Below are 2569 nucleotides of genomic sequence, written 5' to 3'. Positions count from 1 at the left end.
GCAGGGGGCGAAGCCCCCGCCACGGGCGCCGGGCGCGCCGCCGCGCCCCGTCAGGGGCGCGGGGAACTGCGCGAGCAACCAGCGACGACCCGCAGCCGCCGGACGGACAGGGGCGACCGAGCTCGTGGGCGGCTTTCAGGGGCGCGGGGAACTGCGCGAGAAGTCCCCACCGGCCCGCAGACGCCGGACGAACACAGCGCACCGAGCTCGCAGGCGGCATTGAGGGGCGCGGGGCTGCGACATTGTGCGGCTCCGCCGCGTGGGCGCGACAAGCCCCCACCGGGGGCGCACCCGCGCGCGCAGCGCAAGACGCACCCCGGTGGGCGCGGGGGGCCGAACGGGGCCTCAGACCCGTTCCGGCAGCGGGTCGTGCAGGACCCGCTCCGGCGGCAGCAGACGGCCGAGGCGGGCCACGGTCGGGCCCGCCATCGCCGGGGGGCCGCTGACGTACGCGACGTGGTCGGTCCAGTCGCCTCCGGCGACCACCGCATCCGTGAGGGCGCGGTGCTCGCCGAACGCCGAGCCGTTGCCCTGGCCGAGCACCTGGACGATGCGCAGCCACGGGTAGCGGGCGCGCAGCCCCGAAGGGGTCTCCGTGTCGTAGAGGGCGGAGGGGTGGCGCGTACCGAGGTACAGGTGCACGGAGCGCCGCGCCGGGCGCTGCGCGTCGAGGTCCTGGAGGAGCGCCTTGGCGGCGGCCCAGCCCGTGTCGCAGGCGACGATCAGGATGTCGCGCGGCGTCCCGTCGGGGCCCGTGGCCGCGTCGAGGGTCATCGTGCCGCCCGCGGGGCCGAGGCGCAGCGTGTCGCCGACGTACGTGCGGGTGACGAGGGCCTCGCTCACGCCGCCCCGGCCCGTCAGCCGGACGTGGAACTCCAGCTCGCCGTCGGGCTGCGGTGCGCAGGCGAGGGAGTAGTGCCGCCAGGCCTGCGGCAGCAAGGGGGAGGCCACGGCGGCGTACTGGCCCGCGCGGTAGGGGTACGGCTCGTGGGGCCGGACGCGGAGGACGGCGAGGTCGGCGCGGCGCAGGTCGTGCGCGGTGACGGTGGCCTGCCAGGCGGCGGGTTCGCCGAGCGCGGCCTCCGCGCCCTCGACCATGGCCGCGACGGCGAACCGCAGCATGCGCACCCAGGCGGCCTCCATGGGCTCGGTCCAGCGGGGGCCCGCCGTGCGGTGCAGGGCCTCGCGCAGAGCGGCCTCGAATGCCCGGTAGTGGGCGGGGCGCACGCCGAGTTTGCGGTGGTCGCGGCCGAGGCGCGTGAAGGTGCGGGCGATCTCGTCGGGATCGTGCAGGTTCTCGATGAGGTAGCGGAAGATGCTCGCGAGGTGCTGCCGCTGGAACTCCATGGAGTCGGGGAAGAGCCGCCGCAGGAAGGGCCAGTGCGTGAACATCGCGTCGTAGAGGTGCGTGATTAAGGCCTCGAAGGGCGTGGCCAGTTCGAGGTTGCCGATGATGACGCGCTGGTCGACGGCACCGTCGTACGGCTGCTGCGGCGGCGACGGATCGGCGGCGGCACCCCCGGGAGGCTGCGAGAGCCTGCGGCGCAGCCGCATCGCGTCGTGCCGGGCGAGCAGCGAGTGGTACGTGTCGTTGACGGGGTTCACGGTGGAGCTCCTCGGGCGGGGACGCGCGCCAGTATGGCAACGGGCCCGCGGACCCGGAGGGCCCTGCCCGATAGGGCCGAACGGCCCTATCGGGGGCGTGCGGACGGGGTGTGTGCTGTGCGCGGGGAACTGCGCCTGGCCCCGCGGGGTGCCGTACCCCGTGCGCAGTTCCCCGACAGGCCCGGGACATACTCGCCTCTATGGACTCAAGTCACCCGTACGGCGAAGTGATCGAAGTGATCTCACCGGTCGAAGCGACCGACCGGCGCAGGCCCCTGCGCGTCTTCATCCTCGACGACCACGAGGTCGTCCGCCGCGGCGTCCGCGACCTGCTGGAGGCGGAGCCGGACATCGAGGTCGTGGGCGAGGCGTCGACGGGCCGGGAGGCCCTGGCGCGCGTGCCCGCGCTGCGCCCGGACGTGGCGGTCCTCGACGTACGGCTCGGGGAGTCGGGCGAGGACGGCGGCGACCACGGCGGTATCGAGGTGTGCCGCGAACTGCGCGCCCGGACACCGGAGCTGGCCTGCCTGATGCTGACGTCCTTCGACGACGACGAGGCGCTCTTCGACGCGATCATGGCGGGGGCGGCGGGTTATGTCCTCAAGCAGATCAACGGCTCGGAACTGGTCTCCGCGGTACGGACAGTGGCCACCGGCGAGTCGACCCTCGACCCGCGCACGGCGTCCCGCGTCATGGCCCGCCTCCGCGGCCCGCGGGAGCCGGAGCCGTCGGAGGCGTCGGGCGTCGACCGCCTGTCCCCGCGCGAGCGGGAGATCCTCGAACTGATCGGAGAGGGCATGACGAACCGTCAAATAGCCGACCGCCTCTTCCTCGCCGAGAAGACGGTGAAGAACCGCGTCTCGTCGCTCCTGTCCAAACTGGGCGTCGGGCGACGGGTACAAGCGGCGGTCATCGCGGGCCGACTGAAAAACGGACGATAGCGCGCCCCACCCCCTGCGGAGAG

The 2569-nt window shown here is 74.2% G+C and carries 2 protein-coding genes; one reads left to right on the top strand and one right to left on the bottom strand.

Annotation, left to right across the window (positions count from 1 at the left end; genetic code table 11):
• Positions 1 to 345 precede the first annotated feature (345 nt).
• Positions 346 to 1605: a globin domain-containing protein gene (locus K6I34_RS35430; protein WP_229332138.1), complete on the bottom strand. Its 1260-nt coding sequence runs from the start codon at positions 1603 to 1605 to the stop codon at positions 346 to 348.
• A gap of 200 nt (positions 1606 to 1805) precedes the next feature.
• Between K6I34_RS35430 and K6I34_RS35425 the strand changes: the two genes are divergently transcribed.
• Positions 1806 to 2546: a response regulator transcription factor gene (locus K6I34_RS35425; protein ID WP_238490272.1), complete on the top strand. Its 741-nt coding sequence runs from the start codon at positions 1806 to 1808 to the stop codon at positions 2544 to 2546.
• The last annotated feature ends 23 nt before the right edge of the window (positions 2547 to 2569 follow it).

Source organism: Streptomyces sp. UNOC14_S4, assembly GCF_020740835.1.
Classification (GTDB): Bacteria; Actinomycetota; Actinomycetes; order Streptomycetales; family Streptomycetaceae; genus Streptomyces.
Note: the sequence above shows the minus strand (reverse complement) of the source record. Positions and strands in the feature narration are given on the sequence as shown.